The 24,411-nt window shown below is 59.8% G+C and carries 24 protein-coding genes and 2 tRNA genes; 8 read left to right on the top strand and 18 right to left on the bottom strand.

Going from position 1 to position 24,411, the window contains the following annotated elements; all coding sequences use genetic code 11:
• Positions 1 to 7: 7 nt before the first annotated feature.
• The 15 genes from ybgF to AC07OF_RS04970 form a co-directional block, all read right to left on the bottom strand.
• Positions 8 to 823 (bottom strand): tol-pal system protein YbgF, encoded by an 816-nt coding sequence (gene ybgF, locus AC07OF_RS05040; protein ID WP_157193669.1) that lies wholly within the window; start codon positions 821 to 823, stop codon positions 8 to 10.
• 6 nt (positions 824 to 829) lie between these two features.
• Complete coding sequence (gene pal / locus AC07OF_RS05035; protein ID WP_028943075.1) at positions 830 to 1,327, bottom strand: peptidoglycan-associated lipoprotein Pal; 498 nt, start codon at positions 1,325 to 1,327, stop codon at positions 830 to 832.
• A 62-nt stretch (positions 1,328 to 1,389) separates the two neighbouring features.
• On the bottom strand, positions 1,390 to 2,640 hold the full coding sequence (gene tolB, locus AC07OF_RS05030) for a Tol-Pal system beta propeller repeat protein TolB (RefSeq protein WP_051939498.1): 1,251 nt from the start codon (positions 2,638 to 2,640) through the stop codon (positions 1,390 to 1,392).
• A 47-nt stretch (positions 2,641 to 2,687) separates the two neighbouring features.
• Entirely contained in the window at positions 2,688 to 3,764 is a 1,077-nt protein-coding gene (tolA, locus tag AC07OF_RS05025; RefSeq protein WP_038613857.1) for a cell envelope integrity protein TolA, read from the bottom strand.
• On the bottom strand, positions 3,764 to 4,216 hold the full coding sequence (gene tolR, locus AC07OF_RS05020) for a protein TolR (RefSeq protein ID WP_028943072.1): 453 nt from the start codon (positions 4,214 to 4,216) through the stop codon (positions 3,764 to 3,766). Before tolR ends, tolA begins: the two co-directional genes overlap by 1 nt.
• A 14-nt stretch (positions 4,217 to 4,230) precedes the next feature.
• Positions 4,231 to 4,926: a protein TolQ gene (gene tolQ, locus AC07OF_RS05015; protein ID WP_128322363.1), complete on the bottom strand. Its 696-nt coding sequence runs from the start codon at positions 4,924 to 4,926 to the stop codon at positions 4,231 to 4,233.
• Positions 4,927 to 4,928: 2 nt separating this feature from the next.
• Positions 4,929 to 5,384, bottom strand: coding sequence for a tol-pal system-associated acyl-CoA thioesterase (ybgC, locus tag AC07OF_RS05010; protein WP_157193670.1), 456 nt, complete (start codon positions 5,382 to 5,384; stop codon positions 4,929 to 4,931).
• A 125-nt stretch (positions 5,385 to 5,509) separates the two neighbouring features.
• The gene (ruvB, locus tag AC07OF_RS05005; protein ID WP_157193671.1) at positions 5,510 to 6,565 is read right to left on the bottom strand and encodes a Holliday junction branch migration DNA helicase RuvB; all 1,056 of its coding nucleotides are present in this window, start codon (positions 6,563 to 6,565) and stop codon (positions 5,510 to 5,512) included.
• Entirely contained in the window at positions 6,566 to 7,174 is a 609-nt protein-coding gene (gene ruvA, locus AC07OF_RS05000) for a Holliday junction branch migration protein RuvA (RefSeq protein ID WP_038613864.1), read from the bottom strand. It lies immediately after the preceding gene.
• A gap of 108 nt (positions 7,175 to 7,282) precedes the next feature.
• Positions 7,283 to 7,807 carry a crossover junction endodeoxyribonuclease RuvC gene (gene ruvC / locus AC07OF_RS04995; protein WP_038613867.1) on the bottom strand — a complete coding sequence of 175 codons (525 nt, stop codon included), beginning with the start codon at positions 7,805 to 7,807 and terminating at the stop codon, positions 7,283 to 7,285.
• A gap of 117 nt (positions 7,808 to 7,924) precedes the next feature.
• Positions 7,925 to 8,671: a YebC/PmpR family DNA-binding transcriptional regulator gene (locus AC07OF_RS04990; protein ID WP_038613870.1), complete on the bottom strand. Its 747-nt coding sequence runs from the start codon at positions 8,669 to 8,671 to the stop codon at positions 7,925 to 7,927.
• A 120-nt stretch (positions 8,672 to 8,791) separates the two neighbouring features.
• Positions 8,792 to 10,567 carry an aspartate--tRNA ligase gene (gene aspS, locus AC07OF_RS04985; protein WP_157194792.1) on the bottom strand — a complete coding sequence of 592 codons (1,776 nt, stop codon included), beginning with the start codon at positions 10,565 to 10,567 and terminating at the stop codon, positions 8,792 to 8,794.
• Positions 10,568 to 10,661: 94 nt separating this feature from the next.
• Complete coding sequence (locus AC07OF_RS04980; protein ID WP_157193672.1) at positions 10,662 to 10,883, bottom strand: FmdB family zinc ribbon protein; 222 nt, start codon at positions 10,881 to 10,883, stop codon at positions 10,662 to 10,664.
• Positions 10,884 to 10,976: 93 nt separating this feature from the next.
• Positions 10,977 to 11,294: a ribbon-helix-helix domain-containing protein gene (locus AC07OF_RS04975; protein ID WP_038613875.1), complete on the bottom strand. Its 318-nt coding sequence runs from the start codon at positions 11,292 to 11,294 to the stop codon at positions 10,977 to 10,979.
• Between the two features lie 257 nt (positions 11,295 to 11,551).
• Positions 11,552 to 12,025 carry a Dps family protein gene (locus tag AC07OF_RS04970; protein ID WP_157194793.1) on the bottom strand — a complete coding sequence of 158 codons (474 nt, stop codon included), beginning with the start codon at positions 12,023 to 12,025 and terminating at the stop codon, positions 11,552 to 11,554.
• 321 nt (positions 12,026 to 12,346) lie between these two features.
• Here AC07OF_RS04970 and AC07OF_RS04965 point away from each other — a divergent pair, with 321 nt between their 5' ends.
• On the top strand, positions 12,347 to 12,934 hold the full coding sequence (locus AC07OF_RS04965; RefSeq protein ID WP_157193673.1) for a cold-shock protein: 588 nt from the start codon (positions 12,347 to 12,349) through the stop codon (positions 12,932 to 12,934).
• A gap of 67 nt (positions 12,935 to 13,001) precedes the next feature.
• Here AC07OF_RS04965 and AC07OF_RS04960 read toward each other — a convergent pair whose 3' ends face one another.
• Positions 13,002 to 13,208 (bottom strand): SlyX family protein, encoded by a 207-nt coding sequence (locus tag AC07OF_RS04960; RefSeq protein ID WP_157193674.1) that lies wholly within the window; start codon positions 13,206 to 13,208, stop codon positions 13,002 to 13,004.
• 3 nt (positions 13,209 to 13,211) lie between these two features.
• Positions 13,212 to 13,637 carry an HIT family protein gene (locus AC07OF_RS04955; protein WP_157193675.1) on the bottom strand — a complete coding sequence of 142 codons (426 nt, stop codon included), beginning with the start codon at positions 13,635 to 13,637 and terminating at the stop codon, positions 13,212 to 13,214.
• Positions 13,638 to 14,449: 812 nt separating this feature from the next.
• On the opposite strand from AC07OF_RS04955, the gene AC07OF_RS04950 reads away from it, so the two are divergent.
• The 3 genes from AC07OF_RS04950 (at position 14,450) to AC07OF_RS04940 (ending at position 18,621) form a co-directional block, all read left to right on the top strand.
• A complete protein-coding gene (locus AC07OF_RS04950) occupies positions 14,450 to 15,763 on the top strand; it encodes an OprD family porin (protein WP_157193676.1) in 1,314 nt (437 codons plus the stop codon).
• 170 nt (positions 15,764 to 15,933) lie between these two features.
• Complete coding sequence (locus AC07OF_RS04945) at positions 15,934 to 17,649, top strand: proline--tRNA ligase (RefSeq protein ID WP_157193677.1); 1,716 nt, start codon at positions 15,934 to 15,936, stop codon at positions 17,647 to 17,649.
• A gap of 18 nt (positions 17,650 to 17,667) precedes the next feature.
• The gene (locus AC07OF_RS04940) at positions 17,668 to 18,621 is read left to right on the top strand and encodes a hypothetical protein (protein ID WP_157193678.1); all 954 of its coding nucleotides are present in this window, start codon (positions 17,668 to 17,670) and stop codon (positions 18,619 to 18,621) included.
• A 48-nt stretch (positions 18,622 to 18,669) separates the two neighbouring features.
• On the opposite strand, the gene dinB is transcribed toward AC07OF_RS04940, so the two are convergent.
• Positions 18,670 to 19,734 (bottom strand): DNA polymerase IV, encoded by a 1,065-nt coding sequence (gene dinB, locus AC07OF_RS04935; RefSeq protein ID WP_495072617.1) that lies wholly within the window; start codon positions 19,732 to 19,734, stop codon positions 18,670 to 18,672.
• 222 nt (positions 19,735 to 19,956) lie between these two features.
• Between dinB and AC07OF_RS04930 the strand changes: the two genes are divergently transcribed.
• The 4 genes from AC07OF_RS04930 (at position 19,957) to AC07OF_RS04915 (ending at position 24,381) form a co-directional block, all read left to right on the top strand.
• A tRNA-Met gene (locus tag AC07OF_RS04930) sits at positions 19,957 to 20,033 on the top strand.
• Between the two features lie 131 nt (positions 20,034 to 20,164).
• Positions 20,165 to 20,241, top strand: a tRNA-Met gene (locus AC07OF_RS04925).
• Between the two features lie 205 nt (positions 20,242 to 20,446).
• The gene (gene mprF, locus AC07OF_RS04920) at positions 20,447 to 23,089 is read left to right on the top strand and encodes a bifunctional lysylphosphatidylglycerol flippase/synthetase MprF (RefSeq protein ID WP_157193680.1); all 2,643 of its coding nucleotides are present in this window, start codon (positions 20,447 to 20,449) and stop codon (positions 23,087 to 23,089) included.
• A complete protein-coding gene (locus tag AC07OF_RS04915) occupies positions 23,089 to 24,381 on the top strand; it encodes a virulence factor family protein (RefSeq protein WP_157193681.1) in 1,293 nt (430 codons plus the stop codon). Before mprF ends, AC07OF_RS04915 begins: the two co-directional genes overlap by 1 nt.
• Positions 24,382 to 24,411 lie beyond the last annotated feature (30 nt).

The following is a 24,411-nucleotide window of genomic DNA, read 5'->3' as shown; positions in this document are numbered from 1 at the left end:
GGCTGACTCAGAGCTTCTGCAGGTCGCGCTGGGCCAGTTGTGCAGCCGAAGTACCCGGGTACTGGGTAATGACTTGCTGCAGAATGCCTTTGACCCGGTCAGTGTGACCCAGGCGGCGCTCTACGTCGGCCAGCTTGTACAGCGAATCCGGCACCTTGTTGTGCTTGGGATACAGCTGGCTGACCTTGGCGAAAGCCTGCCCTGCAGCTTGCAGGTCGCCTTTGGCCAGGTTCACTTCACCCAGCCAGTACTGGGCGTTGCCGGCGTACTGACTGTTGGGGTATTTGCGCAGAAAGGCGTTGAACGCCTGGCTGGCCTTGTCGAAATCCTTGGCTTTGATCAGGTCAAAAGCAGCGTCGTAGTAGAGCTTCTCTTTGGCCGGATCGCCAGGTTCGCTACTGGCCGCAGGTGCTTGCGCGGCGGCAGCACCTGCAGCGGCGCCAGCGGCGGCTTCGCCACCCGCTGGAGAATTCTGGGGAGCTTCGGCAGGAGCGCCGGTTCCAATACGCCGATCCAGGTCCTGGTAACGTTCCAGGCTTTCCTGTTTCATGCGCGCAACATCGTTTTGCAGCTCTTCGATGATGCCTTGTTGACGCGACAGCTGATCCTGCATCTGCTGCAGTTGCAGGAACAACTGACCCTGCGCCGAGGCAGGGGCGGTAACCCCTCCCCCGGCGTAGGCGCCGTTCGTACCATAACCCGATGGCGGGTAGCTGCTTGCGCCGCTATAGCCAGCGTTGTCATCAACAACAGGAACCTCAGCCCAAGCCACGAGTGGCAGGCTGAGCGCCAGGACGGTTACAGCACGACGGCACATTCGCATATCGAATTACTTACGCAGTTCGACGCGACGGTTCTGAGCCCAGGACTGCTCGTCGTTGCCGGTGGCAACTGGACGCTCTTCGCCGTAGGAAACCAGTTCCAGCTGGGCAGGAGAGACGCCTTGCAGAACCAGGTAGCGTTGAACGGCTTTCGCACGACGCTCGCCCAGAGCCATGTTGTATTCGCGAGTACCACGCTCGTCGGTGTTACCTTCCAGCACGACGCGAGCGCCGTTGCCTTTCAGGTCCTTGGCATGAACGTCCAGAGCGCGCATGGCTTCTGGCTTCAGGTCCGAGCTGTCGTATTCGAAGTAGAAGGTGGTGATTGCGCGCAGAGCTGCTTCTTCGCTCAGGCTGCCGTCAACAGCGCCAGTGTTGGCACCGTAGCCAGCGTTAGGGTCAACAGCGCCTTGACCAGCGTCGTCGCCGCCTTTCGAAGAGCAACCTACAGCTACGGCCATGGCCAGAGCCAGCGCAGCAAACTTACCAAACTTCAGCATTTCCATCGTGAAACTCCTAATGAACAACCCCAATGTGTTAAGTCAAGCGTAAAGCGTAAAGCGCCGCGTCAGTTCAGGTAAGGGGACCAGGACGGTTCTCTGACTTCGCCTTGAGCGGTAGGAAGCGGGAGCCTCACGCGTCCGTTGAGAGAGACGAGCATCAAGACTCCCCGGCCCTGCTGGCGGGTGGCGTAGATTAGCATGGTGCCGTTGGGCGCAACAGTGGGAGACTCATCAAGACTTGTTTCAGAGAGAATCTTTACACTACCGCGTTGCAAATCTTGTGCAGCCACCTTGAAGTTGGTGAAACCTTGTTGACGATGAATCATCACCAGGGTCTTTTCATCCGCCGAAAGTTTAGGGTTGGCGTTGTAGTTACCTACAAAAGTTACACGCTCGGCACCACCACCGGAAACATTGGTTTTATAGATCTGTGGTTTGCCGCCACGGTCGGAAGTGAAATAGATGGTCGAACCATCTTTACCCCAGAACGGCTCGGTGTTGATACCAGGGCCCGCAGTTACACGCGACAGTTGACGCGAACCCATGTTCATCACGTAGATGTCCGGGTTGCCGTCCTTGGACAGCACGAACGCCAGGCGCGAACCGTCCGGCGACCAGGCCGGAGCACCGTTGAGACCTTCGAAGTTGGTGATCTGCTCACGACGACCGGTATCGATGTGCTGAACGAAGATGCGCGGACGCTTCTGCTCGAACGACACATAGGCAATACGTTTGCCATCGGGTGCAAAACGCGGCGACAGGATCGGTTCACGCGATTGCAGCAGGGTCACCGCGCGCGCGCCGTCGTAGTCCGAACGCTGCAGGGTATAACGCGTGTTGTTGGTGGAGAAACGCTCGGCAGTCACGTAGAGCATGCGGGTAGAGAACGCACCCTTGATGCCGGTGAGCTTCTCGAACGACTGGTCGGCGATGTAGTGCGACATGTCGCGCAGCTGATCGACACCGCCGGTGACGCTGCCGGTCAGCACTTGCTGTTCGGTGGCGACGTTGAACAATGCGTACTGCACCTGCAGGCGACCGCCGGCCGGCACAATGCTACCGACCATGACGTACTGGGCGCCCAGGGCTTTCCAGTCACGGAAGATCACTTCGCTGGCCTGGCTCGGCTGGCTGATCATGTTCTGCCGCGGGATCGGCGAGTAATAACCGGAGTTGCGCAGGTCATTACCGATAATGTCAGCCATGTCTTCCGGCAGCACGCTACCGCCCTGCAGACCGAAAGGCACGACTGCGATAGGCGTGGCACGGTCACTGCCGCTGGTGACCAGAATGTTCTTTTCTTCTGCCACGGCCATCCCTGCTGCGCAGCAGAGAACGACCAGCAGTCCTCGAAGAAGTTTAATCACAAGGCTAGATCCTCAGGTGTGAATGTCATCTTGAATGAACGATAGGGATTGAATTCGCTCGGTTTCAAGCCCTGCATCTCGGTTAAACGACCAATGTTCTTGACCGCGGCAACTGCCGAGCTGTCAAACGGACCATCGCCACTGGAGCGCGCTACGCTCACCGAGGTAATGGTGCCATCAGGCAGCATGCCGATCTGCAGAACCACCGTCATGTTCTTGCGCGCAGAAGGTGGACGTGCCCAGCCCTCGGCCGCACGTGCACGGATCAGGTCGTCGAAGTCGCCGGCTACCTGGTCGCCCTGCTCGTCTGCCAATGCCTGTTGCCGCTCGGTGGTATCGGACAGAAGCTCGGCCAGGGCCTGGGCTTTCTTGTCTTCCGCCGCTTTGCGGGCTGCATCCTGGGCCTTCTTCTTGGCTGCATCAGCTGCAGCTTTCTTCTTGGCGTCTTCAGCGGCCTTTTTCTTCGCTTCTTCGGCCACGGCTTTCTTCTTGGCATCCTCGGCCGCCTTCTTCTTGGCGTCCTCGGCTGCTTTTTTCTTGGCTTCTTCAGCCGCCACTTTCTTGGCCTCTTCGTCAGCCTTTTTCTTGGCTTCCTCTTCGGCCTTCTTCTTGGCGATATCAGCCTGTTGCTTCTCGGCAGCCTTCTTGGCCTCTTCGGCTTTCTTGGCTTCGGCGGTTTTCTTCGCTTCGTCAGCCTTCTTGGCTTCCTCGGACTTCTTGGCCTCGGCTTCGGCGCGCGCTTCTTCCGCCTTTTGAGCAGCTTCTTCCTTCTTTTGTTCCGCAGCCTTCACTGCTTGCTGCTCGACCTTTTTCTGCTCCATCTGTTCTTCTTCGGTCTGGCGCGAAGCGGTTTTCTTCGCTTCACCCGCAATCTTCTGATTGGTCTGGGTGGTGGCCTGACTTTTCGACTTCAGCTGGTACAGGGTTGCCTGGACAATAGGCTTGGACGGCGGCAACTCCGGGGTCATGGCAAAACTGACGAACAGCATGCCGAACACCAGAACGTGCAGCGCAATGGCCCAGACGCTGGGCCAGAAATAGCTTTCCGAGGCGGATGGCTCTCGCTGTTGCATCAGGGCGCCTCGGTAATCAGGCCAACGTTACCGACACCTGCCTTCTGCAACCCGCCCATGGCACCCATGACCGCGCCGTAGTCGACGGACTTGTCGCCACGGATGAAGACCTGGGTCTGTTTGCCCTGGTCACGTCCGGCAGCGATGATTTTGGTCACCGCGTCGGTCATTTGCGGCAAGGTCATAGCCTTGTCCATCTGCTTTTCGGTGTCGACTTCGCTGCCAAGGTTCCAGAAGTAGGTCTTGTCAGCCTTGATCGAAATGGTCAGGACCTGGACGTTGTTGTCCTGCGGCAAGGCTTCGCTGGAAACCTTGGGCAGATCGACCTTCACGCCCTGGTTGAGCATCGGTGCGGTCACCATGAAAATGACCAGCAGTACCAACATCACGTCGATGTATGGCACCACGTTCATCTCGGCGACCGGCTTGCGTTTGTGGCGAACTCGGGCCATGGGCTTTTACCTGATCACTCTTCGCTGGTGTGCACTTTACGGTGCAGGATGGCCTGGAACTCGTCGGCGAACGTGTAGTAACGGCCGATCAAGACTTCACTGCGGGCAGCGAAACGGTTGTAGGCAATAACCGCTGGAATCGCGGCAAACAGGCCGATCGCGGTAGCGATCAGGGCCTCGGCGATACCCGGGGCGACAGTAGCCAGGGTTGCCTGCTGGGCGCTGGCCAGACCGCGGAAGGAGTTCATGATGCCCCACACGGTACCGAACAGACCGATGTACGGGCTGGTGGAACCGACGGTTGCCAGGAACGGCAGGCTCTGTTCGAGCTTCTCTTCCTCACGGGAGATGGCTACGCGCATGGCCCGGCCAACACCTTCCATGACCGCATCAGGATCAACGCCAGGCTGCTGGCGCAGGCGGGAGAACTCCTTGAAGCCGGCACGGAAAACCTGCTCGACGCCCGAATCCGGGTCCGGGTTGCTACCCGCCTGACGGTACAGTTTGGACAGGTCGATCCCCGACCAGAAGCGTTCTTCGAAGCTGTCCAGGGCTCGACGACCGGCGCGCAGCATGGTGCTGCGCTGGAAAATCATGATCCATGACGTTACCGATGCGGCAACCAGAACCAGCATGACCAGCTGTACCACGATGCTGGCATTGCTGACCAGGCTCCACATGGAGGTATGGTCGACGACGTTAGCTTCCACGCTTAATCTCCTGCATTTGAATGAGTACCCGGATCGCCAGCCTCGGCAAAGGCCGTACGCAGCGCTGGGGGAATGGCCCGGGGTTTGAAAGTATCGGCGCGCACACAGGCCACCAGGAACTGCCCTTCGCAGAGCAGCGTCGCATCTTTTTCGCGCCAGACCTGCTGCACGAAGCGCAGGCTGGCGCGGTTCAATTCAAGCACTTGCGCGGTAACCCGCAATTCATCGTCCAGTCGCGCTGGCGCGTGATAGCGCGCCTCGCTGGAATGGACCACGAACAACAGGTTGTCATGCGCCAAGGCCGACTGGGCAAAGCCCAGTGCGCGTAACCGCTCGGTGCGGGCACGCTCCATGAATTTCAGGTAATTGACGTAATACACCACGCCGCCCGCATCAGTGTCTTCGTAATAGACCCGACAATGATGTGCGAACGGCTCAAGCCCATTTTGCGCGCGCATACTCTAGTGCTTACTCCTCAGCTTGCCAATCCGCTCCGGCAACTGTTTTTCATCGATTATGTCGTATTGCCAGCGTTGTCCTTCCATGACAGCCGATAGGACCACGAAAACAGCAGATAAATCTGTCATTCATCGGTCGGAGCGGAAAAACCTTCGCCATTGACCGACTCGCCGAGGCGATTGGGGATGTTCAGACCAAAGTGCAGGTAGGCATGCCGGGTTACCACCCGCCCTCGCGGCGTGCGCATGATATAGCCCTGCTGGATCAGGTAGGGCTCGAGCACATCTTCGATGGTATGGCGCTCCTCACTGATGGCCGCCGCCAGACTGTCGACGCCGACCGGACCACCGTCGAACTTCTCGATCATGGTCAGCAGCAAGCGGCGGTCCTGGTGATCAAAACCGCGCTCGTCGACATCCAGCAGGTTCAACGCCATGTCGGCGATCGGCTTGGTGATATGGCCCTTGCCCCGCACCTCGGCAAAATCGCGCACCCGGCGCAGCAGGCGGTTGGCAATTCGCGGCGTGCCGCGGGCCCGCCGGGCAATCTCGAAGGCACCTTCATCCTCAATCGGCAGACCGAGAATGCCACCGGAACGGCTGACGATGGTTGCCAGGTCTTCGGTGTTGTAGAACTCCAGGCGCTGGACGATACCGAAGCGGTCACGCAACGGATTGGTCAGCATGCCGGCGCGGGTGGTGGCGCCGACCAGGGTGAACGGCGGCAGGTCGAGCTTGATCGAACGCGCCGCCGGCCCCTCGCCGATCATGATGTCGAGCTGAAAGTCCTCCATGGCCGGGTACAGCACTTCTTCGACAATGGGCGACAGACGGTGGATTTCGTCGATGAACAGCACGTCGTGCGGCTCAAGGTTGGTCAACAACGCCGCCAAATCACCCGGACGCTCGAGAATGGGCCCTGAAGTACTCTTGATAGACACGCCCATCTCCTGAGCGATGATGTTGGCCAAGGTGGTTTTACCCAGCCCCGGCGGGCCGAAGATCAGGGTGTGATCCAGCGACTCGCTGCGCCCGCGCGCCGCCTCGATGAACAGGGCCATCTGCTCACGCACCACTGGCTGACCGATGTACTCGGCCAGGCGCAGCGGACGGATCGCCCGGTCCTGGACCTCTTCACGGTCACGCCCGGTGGCGGCTATCAGTCGATCGGCTTCTATCACTTAGATCATTCCCTTCAGGCTGCGACGGATCAATTCTTCACTACTCAGCCCCTTGGCATCGACAGCAGCCACTGCCTTGCTGGCTTCCTGGGGCTTGTAACCCAGGGAGATCAAGGCACTGACGGCATCAGCTTCGGCACTGGAGACGGTGGCCAGCGGCAGCGGCCCATTGGGCACCAGGGCGAACATGGCCGGCGAGGTTTCCCAGGCTTTGAAACGGTCCTTGAGTTCAACCAACAGGCGTTCGGCGGTCTTCTTGCCGACACCAGGCACTTTGACCAGGGCCGAAGCATCCTGAGCCTGGACGCAGCGCACCAGCTCATCGACATCCAGGCCCGACATCAGCGCCAGGGCCAGCTTGGGGCCGACGCCGTTGAGCCGGATCAGCTCACGAAACAGCTCTCGCTCACGCTTCTCATGGAAGCCGTAGAGCAGATGAGCATCCTCACGCACCACCAGGTGGGTGTGCAAGGTCACCGCCTCGCCCACCTTGGGCAGGCGATACAGCGTGGTCATTGGCACTTCGAGCTCGTAACCCAGGCCATTGACATCAACAATCAGGTGCGGCGGCTGCTTTTCAGCCAGAGTGCCGCGCAAACGTCCAATCACGTTGCAATCCTTCCTCATGGGCGCCGGCAAACAACCGGTCAACCCTAACAGCAAATGCAATGGCCGATGGCATTGCCCGGTCAAAATTTGTTTCAACGCATGATGCTATCAGAGCCGCAAGCGTCCACTGCGGCTGCGCGCGGTACCCAGGCCGTGCGGCAACAGGCTGGAGCGGGTGTGAGCATGGCACAGGGCGATGGCCAGGGCATCGGAGGCATCGATCTGCGGCTTCTGGGTCAGCTTGAGCAGATGCATGACCATCATCTGCACTTGTTCCTTGTTGGCCCCGCCTGTACCGGCGACGGCCTGCTTGACCTGGGTGGCGCTGTATTCGGCGATCTCCAGCCCTTCTTCAATGGCAGCGACAATGGCCGCGCCACGCGCCTGCCCCAGCTTCAGTGCAGAATCGGCGTTGCGCGCCATGAACACCCGTTCGATGCCCATGGTCACCGGGCCGTACTGGCTGATGATCTCCCGTACACCGCGAAACACGATCTGCAAGCGTTCCGGCAACTCACCGCTACCGGTTCGAATACACCCGGAAGCCACATACTCGCAGCCCCGAGGCCCCTGGCGCACCACGCCGTAGCCGGTGATGCGCGAGCCAGGGTCGATGCCAAGAATCAGAGTCATAACGCCTGCATATTCAATGACGCATCTACACGTCGTTGTAAAGACAGAAGCCGGACCCGCTTGCAGCCGCAATGCGACTGCAGGTGGATCCGGCTTCCAACCAGCCAGGGCTGTAGGTCAGCCGAGACTTTCCATGACTTCGTCGGGAATCTCGGCATTGGAATAGACGTTCTGCACGTCATCCAGATCCTCAAGCATATCGATCAGCTTGAGCACCTTTTGTGCGCCATCCAGGTCCAGTTCGGCACTGGTGGTCGGCTGCATGACGATTTCCGCATCCGCCGCCTTGAAGCCTGCTTCTTCCAGCGCGTTACGCACGGCATAGAAGCTGGCAAACGAGGTGAACACGTCAAAGGAGCCGTCTTCATTGCTGACCACGTCATCAGCATCGGCCTCCATCGCCGCTTCCATCAGCGCATCTTCATCGACGCCCGCGGCAAAGCTGATCTGCCCCTTGCGCTCGAACAGATAAGCCACCGACCCGTCGGTGCCGAGGTTGCCGCCACACTTGCTGAAGGCGTGACGCACGGCAGCAGCGGTACGGTTGCGGTTGTCGGTCATGGCCTCGACCATGATCGCCACGCCACCCGGACCGTAGCCCTCGTAGCTGAGCTCTTCAACGTTATCGGCTTCGGTCGCGCCAGCGCCACGGGCAATCGCCCGGTCGATGATGTCGCGACTCATGTTGGCACCCAGGGCCTTGTCCAGAGCCAGACGCAGACGCGGGTTGGAGCCCGGATCGCCGCCGCCCTGCTTGGCGGCGACGGTCAGTTCACGAATCCACTTGGTGAAGATCTTGCCCCGCTTGGCGTCTTGACGCTCTTTACGGTGCTTGATGTTTGCCCATTTGGAATGACCAGCCATAACGACTCCGAATCCTTTGTAACAATGCCATGCACCTGCCCGGCGCAAACCGGGCAGGAACCATAAAATCAGTACTGCTTAACGCAAAGGCGCATCCATTTGGATGCGCCCGGGGTCCGCTTACTCAGCCTTGGGCTGTTCGCGCAGACGGATGTGCAGCTCACGCAGGGCCTTGGCATCGACCAGGCCTGGCGCCTGGGTCATGACGCACGCAGCGCTCTGGGTTTTCGGGAAGGCAATGACTTCACGAATCGACTGGGCGCCGGTCATCAGCATGACCAGACGATCCAGACCGAAGGCCAGACCACCGTGTGGCGGTGCACCAAACTTCAGGGCGTCGAGCAGGAAGCCGAATTTCTCTTCCTGTTCGGCTGCCTCGATACCCAGCAGACGGAACACCGCCTGTTGCATTTCCTTACGGTGGATACGGATCGAACCGCCACCCAGTTCGGTACCGTTGAGGACCATGTCGTAGGCACGCGACAGGGCGGTGGCCGGGTTGGCCTCCAGCTCTTGCGGACTGCACTTGGGCGCGGTGAACGGGTGGTGCAGCGCAGTGAAGCTGCCGTCGTCGTTCTCTTCGAACATCGGGAAGTCGACAACCCACATAGGTGCCCACTCACAGGTGTACAGGTTGAAATCGGCACCCAGCTTGATACGCAGCGCGCCCAGGGCCTCGCTGACGATCTTGGCCTTGTCGGCACCGAAGAACACGATGTCGCCGTCGACCGCACCGACGCGATCGAGGATCACGTTGAGGTTGGCTTCCGGGATGTTCTTGACGATCGGCGACTGCAGGCCTTCAACGCCCTTGGCGCGCTCGTTGACCTTGATGTACGCCAGGCCCTTGGCACCGTAGATGCCGACGAACTTGGTGTACTCGTCGATCTTGCTGCGTGGCATGCTGGCGCCGCCGGGCAGACGCAGAGCGGTGACGCGGCATTTCGGATCGTTTGCCGGGCCGCTGAAGACCTTGAACTCGACGTCCTTGAGCTGATCGGCAACGTCAACCAGTTCCAGCGGGATACGCAGGTCCGGCTTGTCGGAACCGTAACGGCGCATGGCCTCTTCGAAGGTCATGTGCGGGAATTCGCCGAACTCCAGGTCCAGGACTTCCTTGAACAGCTTGCGGATCATGTTCTCGGTCAGGCCCATGATCTCGGATTCATTGAGGAAGCTGGTCTCAATGTCGATCTGGGTGAATTCCGGCTGACGGTCGGCACGCAGGTCTTCGTCGCGGAAGCACTTGGCGATCTGGTAGTAGCGGTCGAAACCGGCAACCATCAGCAGTTGCTTGAACAGCTGCGGCGATTGCGGCAGGGCGAAGAAGCTGCCAGCGTGGGTGCGGCTCGGCACCAGGTAGTCACGCGCGCCCTCTGGGGTGGCACGGGTGAGGATCGGCGTTTCGACGTCGAGGAAGCCGTTTTCGTCGAGGTAGCGACGGATGCTGGAAGTGATCCGCGAGCGCAGGCGCAGCTTCTCGGCCATTTCCGGACGACGCAGGTCGATGAAGCGATAGCGCAGGCGGGTTTCTTCGCCGACGTCGGAGTACTCGTTCAGCGGGAACGGCGGGGTTTCGGCTTCGTTGAGCACGGTCAGCTCGTAACCCAGCACTTCGATGGCACCAGAGGCCATGTTGGCGTTCACAGCGCCAGCGGGACGCGGACGCACCTTACCGGTGATCTGCACCACGTATTCGCTGCGCACGCGATCGGCGGCGGCGAAGCTGTCTGCGCGATCCGGGTCGAACACGACCTGGGCCATGCCTTCGCGGTCACGGATATCGAGGAAAATCACCCCGCCGTGGTCGCGGCGACGATGGACCCATCCGCAAAGGGTAATTTCCTGACCTTCCAGGCTCTCGTTCAGTTGGCCGCAATAATGGCTGCGCATCATGATGGTGGTTTCGCTTCTCGTCATTCGTGTGTTCAGTGGAGGTCTTGACGCCACAAAGGGCTAATAGTGCAAGACCCTGCCGGTGCAATTCAACTCAGTCGGCCTTGTCGCCGCCTGCAAGGTTCTTTTTCGCACCGGTCTTGAAGTCGGTTTCATACCAGCCTGTACCGCCCAGGCGGAACCCCGGGGCAGAAATCAGCTTCTTCAGCTCGGGCTTCTGACACGCCGGGCAATCGGTCAGCGGCTCGGCGCTGATCTTCTGGAGGACTTCCATCTGGTGATCACAGGAAGCACATTGATAGTCGTACAGGGGCATAGGCGTGTCTCGTTAACCACAGCGCAGGCTGGTTCAGGCAGTAAAGAGCGGGATTATATATGGTTAAGGAGTGCTGTGCAGCCCGGCAACCGACTAGCGTGTCACCTGCGTGCCCAGCAGAAAGACCACACAGACCACCCGGATCAGGCCACTGAAATTTTTCACCCCGCCATAACGCAGGTGTACCTCGCGGTCCACGTAGGACAGCACGGCGTTGACCGAACACTGGTTTACCTCGGCGATCCGCTCAAGAATTCGCCAATAGACCTCTTCCAGTCGCAGACAAGTGGCAAATCCATTCAAGCGCACCGAGCGGGACAGCGGCTGGGCCAGGCCCATATTGAAGTTCGCCTCGAACGGATCGACCCCTTCCTTGCCCGGCCCGCCCGCCCCACGCCCTGCGCGATTCATCCATGAAGACATACAAGCACCACGCGATCTGACTAACAGGGAAATAACCCTGAGCAATGGTTATCACCCAGAGACATACCCTAATAAAGCGCTGCGGTGCGGTTTGCTTCCAGCAGACCTGCTTACTCTCGCTGTAGGATTGCTCGGCAAGACAACAAGGATCGCATCACGATAGAACGCCTTCCTTATTAACGATCAATGCCCGGCCCCATGAGGGGTCCGGGCATCTATGCCTAAGCGTTTACTGCCCTGCCGGACTATTTACCTTCCAGCAGCGAGCGCAACATCCAGGCAGTCTTTTCGTGCACTTGCATGCGCTGGGTGAGCAGGTCTGCAGTCGGCTCGTCGCTGACCTTATCGAGCAGCGGGAAAATGCTGCGCGCCGTGCGGGTCACGGCCTCCTGCCCCTCCACCAGCTGTTTGATCATTTCCTCGGCAGGCGGCACACCCTCTTCTTCCTTGATCGAAGACAAACGGGCATAGATCGAATAAGCACCGGGTGCCGGAAAACCCAGGGCACGAATACGTTCGGCAATGGAGTCCACGGCCAGGGCCAGTTCGTTATATTGCTCTTCAAACATCAAGTGCAATGTGCGAAAGGCCGGGCCCGTCACGTTCCAGTGGAAGTTATGGGTCTTCAGATAGAGTACATAAGTATCCGACAAGAGCCGCGACAACCCATCAACAATGGACTTGCGGTCTTCTTCGCTGATACCGATATCAATAGCCATGCGATTCCCCTTTCCATGATGTTTGATGATCAAGCAGGTACACCCCACTGTACCAAGACTTGCCACTGGCTGCAGTGCTGCACCTGCGACACAGCGCTGCAGGCGCCGACGGTTCTGGCCCGGAGCAAGCGACACACGGTTTGCCGATGATTTGAGAAGCCTTGGGCTTTGCTGTTAAATAGGCGGCGTGCCGCCCCTGACGATTGTCAGTGCAGGGGCGCATAGGCTGGCCTTTTCTCACGTTTTTGCGCTTTTCAAGCCAATGCGCGCCGTGATGCCAGCTCTTCCTGTGATATGCCTTATCAATGTGAGCCAACCAACATGTTCAAGATCGTCCACCTGTTGACGGGCGCTGCAGCTTTGCTGCTGTCCTTCATACCCAGTCTAAGAACCGATGCAGTGCCCCTGCTGCAGCAACCGGAGGCCATTTACCTGGCACTGTTCGGCCTGCTCAACCTGCTCCTCGCCCCCGTGGTCCCCCAGCACTACAAGGGCGCACGCCTGCACATCCAGCGCCTGGCCAGTGTTTTGCTGGTACTGGCCGTGGTGCTGCAAACCCTGACCCTGCTGGCCCGTCCGGAACTGGGCAACCTGCCAGCACTGGGCGTCACCCTGCTGGCCGTTGCACTGCACTTGGTTGCCGGCTTCCTCAAAACCGCCAGCGCGCGCAGCCAGCACACCCAGTACGACATGAGCAACCGCGATACCGGCACGGTCAAGTGGTTCAACACGTCCAAGGGCTTTGGCTTCATTTCCCGCGATTCGGGTGATGACATTTTTGTCCACTTCCGCGCTATTCGCGGCGAAGGTCACCGTGTCCTGGTCGAAGGCCAGCGCGTGGAGTTCTCGGTGATGAACCGCGACAAAGGTCTGCAAGCCGAAGACGTGATCGCCGCCCCACGGCGCTGATCCCGCGACAAATAAAAAACCGCGGCGCCTGGGCGACCGCGGTTTTTTTATGCCTGCACGCCACCGTTCAATAATGCGGTGGCGGTGCCTCTTCTTCGCTGCTCTGGTATTGGCCGACCATTTCCTCGTAACGCTTGAGCAGTGCCGCCATCTGCAACTGCAGACGCTCAACCACCCGCTGCTGCTCGACCAGTACATCATTAAGGGCCTGGATTGTATCGTCCTGGAAGGCCAGACGGCTTTCCAGCTCGGTTACCCGCGCTTCAAGTGTCATTTCTCACACCTCGGCGAATGTGAAGTTGTCATCGAGCACTGTCGCCAGACGCTTGCGAACATCGGCAAGCTGCTCGGCTGTATAACTAGTTGCCGGTTTGTTTCCCCAGACCGGAGCAGGCCAGGCCGGGTCGTTACATCGGCGCACGATGACATGCATATGAAGTTGGCTGACGACATTGCCCAGTGTGGCGACATTCATTTTATCGGCAGCAAAACTGTCCTTGAGATTTTCGGCCAAGGCCGTGGTTTCTTTCCAGAGTTGCGCCTGATCGCTGTCATCCAGTTGAAACAATTCACTGATATCAGCGCGACGCGGCACCAGAATAAACCAGGGATAGTTGGCGTCCTTGCTCAGCAACAGCCGACAAAGAGGAAAGTCCCCAAGCACATAGGTGTCTTCTTGAAGACGTGGATCCAGATCAAACACAGGGTATCTCCTACAACTGTTTAATACCTGGCCCATGCACAGCCAACCCCGCGCCACAGACCGAATGCTGCAGGATACCCCTGTTCGCGTAGCGGAGCATTGCCAGGTAGTCAGTAAAAGTGGAAACGCACCGGTTTGGCCGCTTTTCTCCCTCCAGCTTTCGACAAACGTACCGGTAACAGCCCGCCGCCCCCGGAAACGCTACTTTTCGCACCAAAATGAGGCTTACCTCATGCGCCTGGCACCCAAAGTATCCGCAAACTACCCAGCACAGCGTTTCCACGGTAACGCTTTGACTTAAAGGACAGTTTTTCCCTTATTCCAGAACAACCCACGCAAACGAATCTTTCGATCTTAGCCCCCCGGATTTACGGCACTTGGCGGCCCTCTCACGGGAGGATGTGAAATTTTTGTGAACCACTCGCGCTTTTGAGCACGCTTGTTGCATTCTCATCCGCCACAGTCGGCACGACAGCTGCAGTGATGCGGTGAAGCGCGACAAATAACAACAGTTGCATGGGTAAACCAGGGAGTACCGGGGCCGGGGGGCTAGATTGTTTTTACCTATCCTTAAGCCGTCCGGAACAGCGCTGGCGTTGTACGCCCCGTAAAATCGGGACGTGATTTGCGACAGGGACTTAACCGTTAGCGACATGACCGTAAAGTTACCGAAAGGTTCTTTGCCCCCATATCGCCAACTACAGTCTGCGTGATATACATTTCCGCCGACACAAAAAGAAAGAGCCGCGCCACATAAAAAAATCAATGGGCGACGGCAGTACTCTTCCTAAAAACCAAAGGAGCAAATCACGATGCGCGTGATGAAGTGGAGCATAATCGCCCTGGCTGTTGCAGCAGGCACCTCGCAAATGGCATTCGCCTCTTCGCAAAGTGAATCCAAGGGCTTTGTTGAAGACAGCTCGCTGAACGTCAAAACCCGCATGCTGTATTTCAGCCGTGACCCACGCAACAGCACGGCTCCGACAGATGGTAGCCCACGACGCTCCGAAGAAACCGGCCTGGGCTTTCTCGGCACCTACGAGTCCGGCTTTACCCAAGGCGCTGTAGGCTTCGGTGTTGACGCCATCGGCATGCTCGGGATCAAACTGGACAGCGGCAAGGGCCGTGCCGGTACCGGTCAGTTCCCTACCGGATCTGACGGTCGCTCCGAAGATTCGTTCTCTGAAGGCGGCGGCGCAGTCAAAATGCGCATCTCTGACACCGTCCTCAAGTACGGCACCCAGTTCACCGCCCTGCCGGTTCTGGCCACCGACGACAGCCGCCTGCTGCCAGAAACCATTGAAGGCTTCCTGCTCACCAGCAAGGAAATCAACGGTCTGGAGCTGAACGCCGGTCACTTCACCGCGCTCAACGCTCAATCGCAGTCGTATCACGACAGTATCGGTGGCAAGGATCGCCAGACAGGCATCAAGGGCCCTGGCCTGACCAGTGCCGACGTTCTCGGTGGTAGCTACTCCTTCACCGACAACCTGAGCACCAGCCTCTACTACTCCAAAGTTGAAGATTACTGGCGCAAGTACTACGCCAACGTCAACTGGGCGTTGCCAATCAATGATGAGCAAGGCCTGGTGTTCGATGTCAACTTCTATGACACCAAGAGCGACGGCGCTGCCCTGTATACCGCCTATGACGGCGACAAGCTGGACAACCAGGCATTCAGCCTGTCGGCGGCCTACAACATTGGCGCCCATACCTTCACCCTGGCTCACCAGCGTATCACCGGTGAAGGCGACTACGGCTATGGCATCGACGGCGGCGGCACGATCTTCCTGGCCAACTCCGTAGCCCGTTCCGACTTCAACGCCGAAGACGAGCGCTCCTGGCAGGCTCGCTACGACCTGAACATGGCCAGCTACGGCGTACCAGGCCTGAGCTTCATGACCCGTTACGTGACCGGTGAAGGTGCCAACGTCGAAGGCACCACCAACGGTAAAGAGTGGGAACGCGACATCGAAGCCAAGTACGTCCTGCAAGAAGGCCCTGCCAAGGACCTGAGCTTCCGCGTGCGTCAGGCCACCTACCGTTCCGCCGACGGCGTTTACTACGGTTCGTCCTCGCTGGACGAACTGCGTCTGATCGTCGAGTACCCGCTGAGCATCCTGTAAGCCCCGGGCTTTCAGTATCCCCAGTACGAAAAAGCCCGGCATTGCCGGGCTTTTTCTTGTCTCGATCCGGGCTGACAACGCCTTCGTGCTCCGGCATCCTGTACGCCACCGAATCGCCCCCGTACAATGCGGGGTCATTTAAAGTCTTAAGCAACCGACAACGGCCTACCATGCGCACCAGTCAATATTTGCTCGCTACCCAGAAAGAAACCCCTTCCGACGCGGTCGTCATCAGCCACCAGCTCATGCTGCGTGCCGGCATGATCCGCAAGCTCGCATCCGGCCTTTATACCTGGCTGCCGATGGGCCTTCGGGTAATGCGCAAGGTTGAGACCGTGGTCCGCGAGGAAATGAACGCCGCTGGCGCCCTCGAAGTGCTGATGCCAAGCATCCAGCCTGCAGAGCTGTGGCAGGAATCCGGTCGCTGGGAACAGTACGGCCCTGAGCTGCTGCGCCTGAAAGACCGTCACGGTCGCGATTTCTGCGTGGGCCCGACCCATGAAGAAGTGATCACCGACCTGGCCCGCAACGAGCTCAACAGCTATAAACAGCTGCCGTTGAACATGTACCAGATCCAGACCAAGTTCCGTGACGAAATCCGTCCGCGCTTCGGCCTGATGCGTGGCCGCGAATTCATCATGAAGGACGCTTACTCCTTCCATGCCGACCAGGCTTCCCTGCAGGAAACCTACGACCGCATGCACCTGGCCTACAGCAACATCTTTACCCGCCTGGGCCTGGACTTCCGTCCAGTGCAAGCCGACACCGGCTCGATCGGCGGTAGCTACTCCCACGAATTCCATGTACTGGCCGAGTCCGGTGAAGACGATGTGATCTTCAGCGACAGCTCCGACTACGCCGCCAACATCGAGAAGGCCGAGGCCATTCCACGGGAAACCGTGCGCCTTGCGCCAAGCGAAGAGCTGCGCCTGGTCGACACCCCGGACGCCAAGACCATCGCGCAACTGGTGGAAAACTACGGCCTGGCGATCGAAAAGACCGTCAAGACCCTGATCGTCCACGCGGCCGAAGAAGGCAAGCTGATTGCCCTGATCGTCCGTGGCGATCACGAACTGAACGAAATCAAGGCCGCCAACCTGCCAGAAGTCGCCAGCCCGCTGGTCATGGCCAGCGACGAAGAGCTGCGTGACGCCATCGGCGCTGGCGCTGGCTCGCTCGGCCCGCTGAACCTGCCACTGCCATGCATCATCGACCGTTCGGTTGCGTTGATGAGCGACTTCGGCGTGGGTGCCAACATCGACGACAAGCACTACTTCGGCGTCAACTGGGAGCGTGACCTGCCCGTTCCACAAGTGGCCGACCTGCGTAACGTCGTCGAAGGCGACCCAAGCCCGGATGGCCAGGGCACCCTGGTGATCAAGCGCGGCATCGAAGTCGGGCACATCTTCCAGCTCGGCACCAAGTACAGCGAGGCACTCAAGTGCCAGGTACTGGGCGAAAACGGCAAGCCGGTGACCCTGAGCATGGGTTGCTACGGTATCGGCGTGTCCCGCGTGGTGGCTGCGGCCATCGAGCAGAACTACGACGAAAACGGCATCATCTGGAGCGACACCCTGGCCCCGTTCCAGATCGCCCTGGTACCGCTGCGCTACGAAACCGAACAGGTTCGCGAAGCCACCGACAAGCTCTACGCCGAACTGACCGCCGCCGGTTTCGACGTGCTGCTGGACGACCGCGACAAGAAGACCAGCCCGGGGATCAAGTTTGCCGACATGGAACTGATCGGCATTCCGCACCGCATTGTCGTCAGCGACCGCGGTCTGGCCGATGGCAACCTGGAATACAAGCACCGCACCGAACGTGACGCGCAACCGCTGCCAGTGGCCGAGGTGCTGTCGTTCCTGCAAGCCCGCATCCGCCGCTAAGCCAACGCAAGAGTAATCATGTTCAAGCGAAGTACCTTTACCCTGGGGGGCGCCGCACTGAGCGGCGCCCTGTTGCTCAGCGGTTGCGCCAACCAGATGTCCCAGCGCAGCGAGCATGAGGAACGCATCGAGCGCAAGCTGCTCGAACACAGCCTGCAGATCGATGTCGGGGACCCGAAGGTACTCGAACTGCCCCAGCGGCGTGTGCGCATTCACGAACAGAAGAACTTCGAAGTCACCGAGTTCGAAGTCACCCGTCGATATGATCGCTACACGCCCTACCAACCCTGGCGGGAAGTCTACGAGATTCCCCTGGGCGCGGTGGCTGTAGTGGCCGGCGTCGGTGCCAATGTGGTCAATCTCTTCGCGCTGGGCAACCTGCCCGATAGTGTTACCCGCGACTGGTTCAGCTACGGTGTCGACGGCCTCAACCCGTTCATGAACGCCCAGTCCAATGGCCGCGCCCAGCAAAACCTTGCCGGGATCACCGAGGTCCAGAAGGACAAACGCCAGGAGTACACCAGCCTGCCGTGGAACGATCGTCCGGTTGAGGTCAAGGCCGGCAAGGTCAACCATACGCTGACTACCGATCGTAACGGGGTGCTGTTGCTGAATCTGCTCGACAGCCCGTTCTCCGAGCAGAACCTGACCCACATCGGCACCCTGCACTTGCAGGTCGCCGATGAAGACAACAACGTCCGTGGCGATGCCAGCCTGCTGATCAGCAGCACCTTGCGCAACAAGCTGGCGGAAGCCCACGACCTGATCTTCGACGACCTTGAAGACGATGAAGTCAGTCAGTGGGTGCACCGGGTCAAGCGCCTGTCTGAACTGGGCCTGGAAGAAGAAGCCAGCGAACTGGAGCAGAGCCTGATCGAACTCACCCGCAACGATCCGGAGCTGCAACAGGAGTTTCTCCAGTCACTGACCAAGGATGCCGGCCGCCTGGTCGCCGACCCTGGCGTGCATTGATAGCCCTGCCCTGCTCTAAAAAACGCCAGCTTGCTGGCGTTTTTTCATTCAGTCGCGATTGAACAGCTCCAGCTGCTCATGGCCCGCGCGCAAATCCTGCAAGCGCACGCCGATACCCAGCAGCCTCACCGGTTTGCCGCCACGGGCGAAGGCCTGGCTGAGCAATTGCTGATAACTGCCCAGATCACGCCCGGCACCGGCCTGCTCCAGGGTGGTCTGGGTAAAATCGTGGAACTTCACTTTGACGAAGGGTTTGCCCGGCCGGTAACTGTCATCGATACGCGCCATGCGTCCGGCCAGGGTCTCCATCAGTTCCGGCAGTTTCTCCAGGCAGCTGGCCAGATCGGGTAGATCCGTGTCGTAGGTGTTTTCGACACTGACTGACTGACGACGACTGTCGTTATGCACCGCACGATCATCGATACCTCGCGCCAGCCCCCACAGACGCTCGCCAAAACTGCCGAACTCACGGGCCAGCGCCAGGCGACTCCAGTCGCGCAGTTCCAGACAATTAGTGATACCCAGGCGACCGAGCTTGTCTGCGGTCACCTTGCCCACGCCATGCAATTTGCTGACCGGTAGCGCAGCAACAAACGCTTCGACTTCGTTGGGCGTGATCACAAACAAGCCGTTGGGCTTGCGCCAATCACTGGCGATCTTGGCCAGGAACTTGTTCGGCGCCACCCCGGCCGACACGGTGATGTGCAGTTGCTGAGCAACCCGGCGGCGAATATCCGCGGCAATCCGCGTTGCGCTACCGGCAAACCAGGAGCTGTCCGAGACATCCAGGTAGGCTTCGTCCAGCGACAAGGGCTCGATCAGATCGGTGTAGTCGCGGAAGATCGTGTGTATTTCCCTGGATGCTTCTTTATAGGCATCCATGCGCGGCTTTACGATCAACAGATCAGGGCACAGATTGAGGGCATGCCGGGACGACATTGCCGAACGCACACCATAGGCCCGCGCCTCGTAGTTACAGGTGGCAATTACCCCGCGACGCTCAGCCGAGCCACCGACAGCCAGCGGCCGCCCGGCCAGACGCGGGTCGTCACGCATTTCAATAGCGGCGTAAAAGCAATCGCAATCAATATGGATGATCTTGCGCTGGGACATCGGCAACCGTAGCTAAAGGTGAACAATCGTGTAGGCAGTATCTCACTCCACTGCGCCGTACGCACCACAGGTACTGGATAAACATACACACTCAAACCCTACAAGCCCCAGCACAGCTGCCTTGCAGTACTAAAAGAGAGCGCTAAGCATTTGAACAAAAAAGGATTTCTTGAAATGAGCGCTTGACACCCCGGCGCATAACTGTAGAATTCATCTCACAGGCGCGGGATGGAGCAGCCTGGTAGCTCGTCGGGCTCATAACCCGAAGGTCGTCGGTTCAAATCCGGCTCCCGCAACCAGATTCAGGAAAGGCCACTCTTCGGAGTGGCCTTTTTCTTTGCCTGAAGAAAGTGCTCAGGCATAAATTTATTGTAAATCAACAATTAAGCGTTGACAGCCTGGTCAAAGGCTGTAGAATCCGCCCCACAGACGCGGGATGGAGCAGTCTGGTAGCTCGTCGGGCTCATAACCCGAAGGTCGTCGGTTCAAATCCGGCTCCCGCAACCAAACAACAGAAAAGGCCACTTTGAAAAAAGTGGCCTTTTTTGCATCTGCGATTCAGCCTCCCCCCAAGCCCCTGCGGCAATATAAAATTTCTTTAACTATCCTCCAGGCAGGCAGCGGCCCGATCATAGTCGCCACTACTTTCCATAGGGATTGGTACCTTGGCTGGATACGTTCCTCCTGGCGTGCACCCTCCACGAGGTGCTTGATGCACAGCCAGACACCCGAAACACAAGCACCTGTCACCTCTGCGCTGCCCAATGCCGCCCAGCATTTACGCTGGCTTGATCGCTTGAGCCGTTATCGCCAGCCAATTGGCCTGGTGGTGACCTTGCTGTTGTTCACCATCGCCCTGATCGCGTGCCGTCATCTGCTCAGCGAGCTGGACATCTATGCCCTGCATGATTCACTGCTCAGCGTGCCACCCACGGCCCTGGCCGGAGCATTCCTGGCAACGGTTGCAGGGTTCATCATCCTGTTGGGTTACGAGTGGTCTGCCAGTCGCTACGCCGGCGTTCAATTGCCGCCGCGGACCTTGGTCATGGGTGGTTTCAGCGCCTTCGCCATAGGCAACGCCATCGGCCTGTCGCTGCTCTCCGGCGGATCAGTGCGTTACCGACTGTATGCCCGCCAGGGTATCGGTGCCGCTGAGGTCGCGCGTATGACCCTGTTCGCCAGCCTCTCGCTCGGTTGTGCGCTACCGCCGCTGGCAGCCCTGGCAACCCTGAGCGATCTACCGGCAGCGGCGGCTGCCTTGCATCTTCCACCAGCACTGCTGGCCGGTATTGCGCTGGCTGTACTGGGCCTGGCTGCGCTGCTGGCCTACGGACTGTACCGTCGGCGTCTGCCGGAGCAGCCACAGGTAGACAACCTGCTGGTGCGCATAGGCCGCCGCACCCTGCGCCTGCCCGGCGCACGCCTGACCTTCCTGCAATTGCTGATCACCGCCCTGGATGTTGCCGCTGCGGCGACGGTGCTGTACCTGCTATTGCCCGAAGCACCGCCCTTCGGCGCATTCCTGCTGGTGTACCTGCTGGCCCTGGCTGCGGGAGTGCTGAGTCATGTTCCCGGGGGCGTCGGGGTGTTCGAGGCGATTCTGCTGGCCGCTTTCGCCGATCAACTTGGCGCCGCGCCCCTGGCCGCCGCCCTGCTGCTCTATCGCCTGATCTACGTGGTACTGCCATTGCTGCTGGCCTGCGCCTTGTTGCTGACCAGCGAGGCACGGCGGTATCTGGTTACCCGCCAGGCCATCAAGGCAGCATCCGGACTGGCTGCCCCGGTGCTGGCAGTGCTGGTGTTTCTCTCCGGAGTGGTGCTGCTGTTTTCCGGCGCTACTCCAGAAATCGACGAACGTCTCGAACACCTGGGCTTCCTCATTCCCCATCGCCTGATCGACGCCTCGCATTTCGGAGCCAGCCTGATTGGCGTGTTGTGCCTGCTGCTGGCCCAGGGCCTGCGCCGTCGCCTGTCCGCCGCCTGGATGCTGACTACCATCCTGCTGCTGGTCGGTGCCCTGCTCTCGCTGCTCAAGGGCTTTGACTGGGAAGAAGCCAGTATCCTGACTTTCACCGCCTGCCTGCTGGCACTGTTCCGGCGCTCCTTCTACCGCCCCAGCCGCTTGCTGGAACTGCCCTTCTCACCTGTCTATCTGGCAGCCAGCGCCTGCGTCATTGGCGCGTCGATCTGGCTGCTGCTGTTCGCCTATCAGGATGTGCCCTATAGCCACCAACTGTGGTGGCAATTCACCCTGGACGCCGACGCCCCGCGCGGTCTGCGCTCGGCCCTGGGCAGCGCGGTACTGCTGGTGGCGGTCGCCCTGACCTGGTTGCTGCGTACCGCCCGCCCGGTGATTCACCTGCCAAACACCGAAGAGCTGCAGCGCGCCAACCGCATTCTGCAGGCCTCGGATCAACCCGACGGCGGCCTGGCGCTGACCGGCGACAAGGCGCTGCTGTTCCATCCCGATGACGATGCCTTCCTTATGTACGCCCACCGGGGCCGCAGCCTGGTCGCCCTGTACGATCCGATCGGCCCGGCGCACAAGCGTGCCGAAATGATCTGGCAGTTCCGCGATCTGTGTGATGTGCACCATGCTCGCCCGGTGTTCTACCAGGTGCGTGCCGAGAACCTGCCGTTTTACATGGACATCGGCCTGACTGCGATCAAGCTCGGCGAAGAGGCGCGGGTCGATCTCAAGCGCTTTGACCTGGACGCCAAGGGCAAGGAGATGAAAGACCTGCGCTACACCTGGAACCGCGGTGGTCGCGACGGCTTGAGCCTGGAAGTGCATGAACCGGGGCAAGCCCCGCTTGAGGAACTGAAGGTTATTTCCGACGCCTGGCTGAGCGGCAAGAATGTGCGCGAGAAAGGCTTTTCTCTGGGCCGATTCAGCCCCGAGTACCTGCAACATTTCCGGATTGCCCTGATCCGCTTCGAGGGACGTCCGGTGGCCTTTGCCAATTTGCTGGAAACCCACAGCCGCGAACTGGCCAGCCTCGACCTGATGCGCGCCCATCCACAGGCGCCGAAGTTGACCATGGAGTTCATGATGATCGGCCTGATCCAGCACTACAAGCACCAGGCCTACGCCCGCTTCAGTCTGGGCATGGTGCCTCTTTCCGGGCTGCAGCCGCGCCGTGGCGCACCGCTGACCCAACGCCTGGGCTCGATCGTGTTCCAGCGTGGCGAGCAGCTCTACAACTTCCAGGGCCTGAGACGCTTCAAGGACAAGTTCCAGCCTGACTGGGAACCCCGTTACATGGCCGTGCCTGCCGGACTCGATCCACTGGTGGCACTGGCCGACACTGCCGCTCTGATCGCCGGCGGCCTGACTGGATTGGTGAAACGCTGATGATTCGACGCTATTGGTTACACCTTCTGGCCACACTGCTTCTGGGCTTGCTGACCGCAGCCCTGGGCTTCTGGCTGTGGACCCGTCCAGCGCCTGAACCACAGCTGGAACACCTGTCCCAGCCTGATGGCAGCAGCCTGACCCGGGTCACCCCCGGCACCCACGCCAAAGCCCGCGTGGCCATCGCCGTACTCCCGGACCAGGCATTGACCGACAAGCAACTGCTGAACCTGAGCCAGAGCGGCGAGGCGCAGATGGTTCAAGTGATCCTGCCGCCAACCGACTGCACCTTGCAAAGAGCCGCCTTGCAACAGGCACTGCAACAATTGCAAGGCCCGGCAACCCTGGTAGCGGGCATCGGCCCCGGTGCCGCGCAAGCCTGGGACTGGCTGGCTGGCCAGAGCGATGACAAAGCCCAGGCTATCTCGGTAGATTTCAGCATCGAACGCCCGGGCTGCGCCACACCGCTGCCCAAGTCGGCGGCTCACGGCCACTGGAGCGTCGCCTGGAACGACAACCCGGACGATGCCAGCGCCGCCTTCGTACGCGATCAAGCCAACGCCGAAACCAGCATCAGCGATTACGACATCCACCTGCCGCAAGTGCTCAAGGCACAACTGACCCAGGCTCTGGTGGGTGAAGAAGGCAATGCCATGAGCATCCCGGTGGTCGAGGTCCCGGCAGGCCAGGCCACCGACACCGTGACCCTGTTCCTCTCCGGCGACGGCGGCTGGCGCGACCTGGACCGCGACGTGGCCGCAGAGATGGCCAAGCTTGGCTATCCAGTGGTCGGCATCGACACCCTGCGCTACTACTGGCAGCACAAGACACCGGAACAAAGTGCCATTGACCTGTCGGAGCTGATGCAGCACTACCGTCAGAAATGGGGCACCAAGCGCTTCGTACTGACCGGCTACTCGTTCGGCGCAGACGTCTTGCCTGCGATCTACAACCGTCTTCCCGCTGAAGACCAGCAACGTGTTGACGCCGTCATCCTGCTGGCTTTCGCCCGCAGCGGCAGTTTCGAGATCGAAGTTGAGGGCTGGCTGGGCAACGCCGGCAAGGAAGCGCCGACCGGACCGGAAATGGCCAAGCTACCGGCAGCGAAAGTGATCTGCATCTATGGCGAGGAAGAAGCCGATGAAAGTGGCTGCACCGATCACACCGCGGTTGGCGAGCGCCTGAAGCTGCCGGGCGGGCATCATTTCGACGAGAACTACCCGGCGCTGGCCAAGCGCTTGATCAGTGATATCGAAAATCGCCAGGGCAAGACCAGCGTTGCCGAGCACTGATTGGTGCAAGCAACTATTTGCCTGTGGGAG

Source organism: Pseudomonas sp. GW821-FHT10B02, from assembly GCF_059415665.1.
Note: the sequence above shows the minus strand (reverse complement) of the source record. Positions and strands in the feature narration are given on the sequence as shown.

Excerpts from the sequence above, each read along its gene's own strand:
- ybgF (WP_157193669.1), bottom strand. The coding sequence starts at position 823 with ATGCGAATGTGCCGTCGTGCTGTAACCGTCCTGGCGCTCAGCCTGCCA.
- pal (WP_028943075.1), bottom strand. The coding sequence starts at position 1,327 with ATGGAAATGCTGAAGTTTGGTAAGTTTGCTGCGCTGGCTCTGGCCATG.
- tolB (WP_051939498.1), bottom strand. The coding sequence starts at position 2,640 with ATGGCCGTGGCAGAAGAAAAGAACATTCTGGTCACCAGCGGCAGTGAC.
- tolA (WP_038613857.1), bottom strand. The coding sequence starts at position 3,764 with ATGCAACAGCGAGAGCCATCCGCCTCGGAAAGCTATTTCTGGCCCAGC.
- tolR (WP_028943072.1), bottom strand. The coding sequence starts at position 4,216 with ATGGCCCGAGTTCGCCACAAACGCAAGCCGGTCGCCGAGATGAACGTG.
- ybgC (WP_157193670.1), bottom strand. The coding sequence starts at position 5,384 with ATGCGCGCGCAAAATGGGCTTGAGCCGTTCGCACATCATTGTCGGGTC.
- ruvC (WP_038613867.1), bottom strand. The coding sequence starts at position 7,807 with ATGACTCTGATTCTTGGCATCGACCCTGGCTCGCGCATCACCGGCTAC.
- AC07OF_RS04990 (WP_038613870.1), bottom strand. The coding sequence starts at position 8,671 with ATGGCTGGTCATTCCAAATGGGCAAACATCAAGCACCGTAAAGAGCGT.
- aspS (WP_157194792.1), bottom strand. The coding sequence starts at position 10,567 with ATGATGCGCAGCCATTATTGCGGCCAACTGAACGAGAGCCTGGAAGGT.
- AC07OF_RS04980 (WP_157193672.1), bottom strand. The coding sequence starts at position 10,883 with ATGCCCCTGTACGACTATCAATGTGCTTCCTGTGATCACCAGATGGAA.
- AC07OF_RS04975 (WP_038613875.1), bottom strand. The coding sequence starts at position 11,294 with ATGAATCGCGCAGGGCGTGGGGCGGGCGGGCCGGGCAAGGAAGGGGTC.
- AC07OF_RS04970 (WP_157194793.1), bottom strand. The coding sequence starts at position 12,025 with ATGGCTATTGATATCGGTATCAGCGAAGAAGACCGCAAGTCCATTGTT.
- AC07OF_RS04965 (WP_157193673.1), top strand. The coding sequence starts at position 12,347 with ATGTTCAAGATCGTCCACCTGTTGACGGGCGCTGCAGCTTTGCTGCTG.
- AC07OF_RS04960 (WP_157193674.1), bottom strand. The coding sequence starts at position 13,208 with ATGACACTTGAAGCGCGGGTAACCGAGCTGGAAAGCCGTCTGGCCTTC.
- AC07OF_RS04950 (WP_157193676.1), top strand. The coding sequence starts at position 14,450 with ATGCGCGTGATGAAGTGGAGCATAATCGCCCTGGCTGTTGCAGCAGGC.
- AC07OF_RS04945 (WP_157193677.1), top strand. The coding sequence starts at position 15,934 with ATGCGCACCAGTCAATATTTGCTCGCTACCCAGAAAGAAACCCCTTCC.
- AC07OF_RS04940 (WP_157193678.1), top strand. The coding sequence starts at position 17,668 with ATGTTCAAGCGAAGTACCTTTACCCTGGGGGGCGCCGCACTGAGCGGC.
- dinB (WP_495072617.1), bottom strand. The coding sequence starts at position 19,734 with ATGTCCCAGCGCAAGATCATCCATATTGATTGCGATTGCTTTTACGCC.
- mprF (WP_157193680.1), top strand. The coding sequence starts at position 20,447 with ATGCACAGCCAGACACCCGAAACACAAGCACCTGTCACCTCTGCGCTG.
- AC07OF_RS04915 (WP_157193681.1), top strand. The coding sequence starts at position 23,089 with ATGATTCGACGCTATTGGTTACACCTTCTGGCCACACTGCTTCTGGGC.